Raw genomic sequence first — 6,097 nt, 5'->3', positions numbered from 1 at the left:
CCTTACTCTTTTTTATGAATGTTTTCCTATTTTTATTAATTTTAAGAATTTTTTTTTAATTTTTTACTTTGTTTTTATCAAATGTTTTTCCTTTGATTAATTCAAATTATTTAACTGGAAAAAGATTATATAATAAGTCATAATAAATAATATTAAGGACTATTAACTAGAATAATTTATAAAAATAAATTATTTAATAGTTTTTTAACTATATTTAACTAATTATTTGGATTATTTCAGGATTTGAGTAAATGAAAGTAGTAATTGTAGGTGGTGGAGCTGGAGGAATATCCACAGCTTCAAATATTCGTAAATTAGATGAAGAAATAGAAATTACAGTATTGACAAGGGATAATAAGGTTTCTTATTCTCCTTGTGCTATTCCATACGTATTGTCAGATAAGATCCATTCATTTGATGATATCGTAATGAGAAGTGTTGACGATTATAATGCTAAGAATATTGAGGTATTGCTTGAAACAGAAGTAACTGCTGTTGATTCTAAAGCAAAAAACATTACTTATGTTAAAGATGGTGTTGAAACTGTCTTGGATTATGATAAACTTGTTTTGGCAACTGGCGGAAGTCCATTTGTACCTCCAATGAAGGGGGTCGACTTAAATGGAGTATTTAAGATAAGAACTCTTGATGACGGTAAACAAGTTAAGGATTGGGCTGAAAACTGTGAAAGCGCACTTGTAACAGGTGCTGGATTGATTGGTATTGAAATTGCATATGCATTCAAGCAAATGGGATTGAAGGTTACCCTATGTGAAATGTTGCCTCAAATCGTACCAAGATCCCTTGACCCTGACATGGCTAGAATCATTACAGATTATCTCATCAGTGAAGGAATTGATGTTGTTTTAGGCCAACCGATCACTGAGCTTAAGGGTGAGGAAGGCAATGTAAAAACCGCTGTATTTGAAGACGGTTCTGAAGCTGATGCAGATATGGTTATTTTGGCCACAGGTGTAAGGGCAGAACTTGGCCTTGCCCGTATGGCTGGTTGTGACATTGGCAGATGGGCTATTTTGGTAAATGACAGAATGGCTACTTCCGTACCTGATGTATTTGCTGTAGGTGACTGTGTAGAGTCCTACAGTGCAATTCTCAGATCAAATACAGTAAGTCAGTTAGGTACAACTGCAGTTCGTCAGGCTAAAACCGTTGCTCAAACCATTTGTGGAAAACGTTCCAGATTCAATCCTGTATTAAATTCAATGGTTTCCAAGGTAGGTAAATTGGAATTTGGTGCTGTAGGTCTTACAAGAAGCTTTGCTCAACAAAACAGTATTAAGGCTGTTGTTGAAAAAGTTGAAGCACTTACAAGAGCCAGATACTATCCAAACGCTAAACCAATGAATGTTAAGGTTATTTGTGATGCTGACGGTACAATTATCGGTTGTCAAATCATTGCAGAGGAAAGGGTGGCTGAAAGAATTGATACCATGACATTGGCCATTACCCAGGAATTGACTTGCTTTGAATTAAGTAATATGGAGTTTGCTTATGCCCCTCCAGTTTCCATGGTAACTGATCCATTGGTATTGGCTGTAGAAGAAGTAAGTAAGAAGTTTAATTATTAATTTTTCTTCTTATTTTATACTATTTTCATTTTTTATTCTTTTTTTATTCTTTTTTTATTCTTTTTTTTATTCTTTTTTGGTATTTTTTTATTTTTTATTCTTTTTTTATTCTTTTTTGGTGTTTTTTTTATTTTTTATTCTTTTTTTTATTCTTTTTTGGTGTTTTTTTTAATTTTTTCATGTTTTTGCAATCTTTTATTTTTATTTTTGTTCATTTTTTCAAAATTTATATTATTTTTGCCTAATTTGCAAAGTTTTATTTTTGTTTTTGTAAATATTTTCTTATTTTTCAAGTATTGTTTTTAAGTTTATTTAATTTTAGTCTCTTATTTTTTTATAATACTTATTTTTGCAATGTTTTATTTTTATTTTTGTTAGCTTTTTTTTAGAATCATTAAGTTTTTATATTATTTAACATATATTATATAATGTTACTATATTTTATGAAAGTCTAATTTATTTTTTATAATTTTTATTTGTTTGGCTTTTAATAGTGTGTTTATGCTTATTTGAATAATTAAAGAGAATTACATTGATTAAATATATATTGGAGGATTTTAATTGACTAAAATTTTTATTTCATGTGCACTTCCTTATGCAAATGGGCCTTGTCATTTAGGTCACTTACGTTCAACATATATTCCTGCAGACATTTATGCAAGATATAATCGTATGGCTGGAAATGAGGTCCTTATGGTATGTGCCACTGATGAGCATGGTACTCCAATAGCAGTTAGGGCTGATGCAGAAGGTAAGAAACCTATTGAAATTGCTAAAAGATACCATGATATGATTGAAGAGGACATTAAAAGCTGTGATATTACATTGGACAATTTTGCAAGAACCAGTGATGAGCTTCACTACAAGATATCACAGGACTTTTTCCTATACCTATACAATAAGGGACTTATCTATGAAGAGGCAATCCAGCAATTGTATTGTGAGGATTGTGAAAAGTTCTTGCCTGATAGGTATGTTGAAGGAATATGTCCTGTTTGCGGTGCTGATGCAAGAGGGGACCATTGTGAATCCTGTGGAAGGGCTTTGGATCCTGTTGAACTGGAAGAACCGAAATGTCTTACCTGCGGTCACACCCCTGTCATTCGTGACAGTACCCAATATTTCTTTAAGTTAAGTCATTTCCAAAGCCAATTGGAGGAATACATTTCTACAAATGAATACTTGCCTGCAAATGTTAGAAACTATGCAGAAAATTGGTTAAAGGAAGGTCTTCAGGATTGGATTATGACCCGTGACATGAAATGGGGTATTCCTGTACCTTTGGATGGTGCTGAAGGAAAGGTTATCTATGTATGGGGAGAAGCTTTTATCGGTTATATTTCCTCTGCAGCTGCATGGTCTAGAAGAACTGGAATTCCATGGGAAGACTATTGGGATGGTCATGTTGTTCATTTCATTGGAAAAGACATCATTTACCACCACTCACTCTTTTGGCCAGCTATGCTTATGGGTCGTGACTGTAAATTGCCTGATGACATTTTTGCCGGAGAATTCCTATCCTTGGAAGGCAGAAAGATGTCCACCAGTAAAAACTGGGTTATTTGGGTATCTGACTTTGTAAAGGACTTTGAATCTGATCTTTTAAGGTATTACCTAACCGTTAATGCTCCTTTAAACAAGGACACAGACTTTTCCTGGGATGATTTCGGCAGAAGAATCAATGATGAATTGGCTGATGTAATCGGTAATTTCCTCCATAGGACATTCACATTCACAAAGAAGTTCTTTGATTCAATGATTCCGGAATATGCAGACCCTAGTGAAGAGGACTTGGCCTTTGAAGAGGAAATCAAGGGATTGGCCGGAACTGTTGGAGAACTTATCTCCACCATGAAATTCAGGGAAGGCCTTGTTGAAATTGTTAGAGTCGCAAAGGCAGGTAACAAATACTTTAACGATATGGAACCTTGGAAAGCGGTTAAAGAGAATCCTCAAAAGGCAGCTAACTGTTTATATTTATCTAATCAATTATCTCACGCACTTGCAATTTTATTAAAGCCTTATATTCCAAACAAGGCGGATGCAATCTGTGACATTATGAATATATCCCATGATAATGGATGGGATGATGCAAGTGAATTTTTAGACTCAGGTCATCAAATAAATAAGGCTAAACCTTTATTTAAAAAGATAGATCCTGAAGTGATTGAAGCTCAAAAGGAAAAATTATATAAAAACCTTGAGGAGCATGAATCTGATTCTAAAAAAGATGAGGGCGAAAAGAATAAGTCTAAAAAAGATGAAGGCGAAAAGAATAAGTCTAAAAAAGAAAAAACTAAAGAAGATGATGGTGAAAAAATGGATTTAATTAGTATTGATGACTTTGCTAAAGTCGAAATTAAGATTGGACAAGTTGTAGAATGTGAAAAAATTGAAAAATCAAATAAATTATTAAAGACTCAAATTGACATTGGAGATAAGACAATTCAGGTTGTAGCTGGTTTAGGTAAAAGATATGCTCCTGAAGACTTGATCGGTAAAAAATTACCTGTTGTAACCAACTTAAAACCTGCTAAATTGATGGGTGAAAAATCTGAAGGAATGATTATGGCTACTGAAAGTGCAGCTATCTTAACTCCTGACGATTGTGAAATTGGCGAATTACTTATGTAATTTTCTTTTTAAACTACTCAATTTATTAATTAATTCAAATTTAATTACTCCATTTATTTGTTTTTGCAATAATTCGGCGCTTATTGTTTAAAACAAGTAAATTAATAAAATCAAATCCTTTTAATTAAATGGCAAAGAATTCATCAGATTGTTTTTCTTGCTTTTTTATTTTTAGGCAAACAATTCATCAGATTGTTTATTTGATTTTAATTAAGTCCTCACGGTGAGTATTATGAGTGCATTGATTACTAAAGCAGAGAAATTTCTTAAAGAGATAGATGCTCAAAAAATAGATTTAAATAATCTCAAAAAAGATTTAAATGATTTGGATTCCTTTTTAAAGGTTTATGAGCTTTTAAATAATAATCTTGAAGAACTTTTATCCTTTAAGATAGATATGGATAAAAAAGGTTATTCCACCCCCTACAGGTCTTTAAATGTCGCCTCCAAAAACAGCAGGCGTAGGGGAAATGACAGTCCAGAAAAGGAACAGATTGCAAGTGAAGGCATTTACAATTCCCGTTTAAAGGATATTGCTTCAGAAAAAAAGATTATTATAGATAGGGTAAAATATGCAATTACTGCCCATCGTATTGCATTAGGTAATTTGGAGGAATATGCAAAGGTAAAATGCAAGGATTGCTCCAAAACATATCGTATCAGTTCATTTTTGGATAATGATAAGAAATGCAAATGTGGCTCTAGCGATTTTGATTTTAAAATTAATCATTCAGGAATCTATCGTCTTGAAATAATTCCCTATTTGCCTTTATCCGGCAATTATATGGAAATCAAGTTTTCCCTCTCAGATTGGGGCAGGGAATCATTAAAAAAAGTTCTAAATATTTTAAATGAAAAACGAAAAACTGTGGTAAAGACTGTAACTCCAATTATAAGAGTGCGTGAAAACAATAGAACCATTACCAAAAGAGTTCAATTGGACAGTGAATATGCAGATTCCTATGAGGATGAAATCAGGAAAAGATATGGCAGTAGGGCACGTATTGAAAGATTGGAATTTTACACTACAAATCCTCCAATAATCAATGACAATTACACACGGATAAATCTTGCCCTTGCATATGTCAAGCATGCTGAAGAGATTGTTGAAAGGCATGAAGAGGATTTCTATGCAGAAAAGATTAAAGATTTGTCTAATTTAGAGCTTTATGATGAGATTATTCGCTCCGTTAATTTGGAAAATCCTGATTATATAGATGAAGATGATTTGGATGAGTATAGGGAAAGCAAAATCCAAGAAAACCTTGAAGAATTAGGATTGATGGATAAGTATGGTCATTTGGATATGAAGCTTAAAAGGGATTTGGGCAGGAGAGAACATGTTAAAAAGCATGTCTTTGCTGAAATAGCCCCCACATTAATCCTTTGGGATTTATCCAAATATTATCTTTGCACTTCAAGTGACAGACGTAAGAGATACGGTTCCCCATTTCCATATATTATGAATGAGCTTGACCGTAAGCAAAGGAAGGTTTTTGAAAATATTCGGGTAAATGTTGTTAATTTCCTTAGAAAGGATGAAGGAAAACATATTCTTCCTGTGGAAAATATGGATCTTTTGCTTTATAAGAAGTTTAAATTGGAAAAGAAGGTTAAAAACACTAATATTAAGTTAAATTATAAGGCATTGGGAGCAGCTATTATTTACAGTGAATCTCACTTTAATCTGAAAACAGTTTGTCATGCCTTTAAGGTAAGTGAAAATAGTGTCAACAATGAAACAAATAATATTAAGAGTATTAAGAAACCTAATACTCGAAGAGCACAAGCATTCTTAGGCGGGATTAAATAATATTTTTAAAAATCAAGGTTTTTTAATTTTAAAAATTATAATTTTTTATTAAATTTATTTG

At 32.5% G+C, this 6,097-nt stretch carries 3 protein-coding genes; all 3 read left to right on the top strand.

All coding sequences use genetic code 11. The annotated features are described in order from the left end of the window. The first annotated feature begins 251 nt into the window (after window positions 1-251). The 3 genes from Q0138_RS05755 (at window position 252) to Q0138_RS05745 (ending at window position 6,036) form a co-directional block, all read left to right on the top strand. On the top strand, window positions 252-1,589 hold the full coding sequence (locus Q0138_RS05755) for an FAD-dependent oxidoreductase (RefSeq protein WP_297981962.1): 1,338 nt from the start codon (window positions 252-254) through the stop codon (window positions 1,587-1,589). A gap of 561 nt (window positions 1,590-2,150) precedes the next feature. Next, window positions 2,151-4,223 (top strand): methionine--tRNA ligase, encoded by a 2,073-nt coding sequence (gene metG, locus Q0138_RS05750; RefSeq protein WP_297981960.1) that lies wholly within the window; start codon window positions 2,151-2,153, stop codon window positions 4,221-4,223. Between the two features lie 232 nt (window positions 4,224-4,455). Next, entirely contained in the window at window positions 4,456-6,036 is a 1,581-nt protein-coding gene (locus Q0138_RS05745; protein ID WP_297981958.1) for a DUF530 domain-containing protein, read from the top strand. Window positions 6,037-6,097 lie beyond the last annotated feature (61 nt).

Source organism: uncultured Methanobrevibacter sp., from assembly GCF_937906425.1.
In the GTDB taxonomy this organism is placed as follows: Archaea; Methanobacteriota; Methanobacteria; order Methanobacteriales; family Methanobacteriaceae; genus Methanobrevibacter.
Note: the sequence above shows the minus strand (reverse complement) of the source record. Positions and strands in the feature narration are given on the sequence as shown.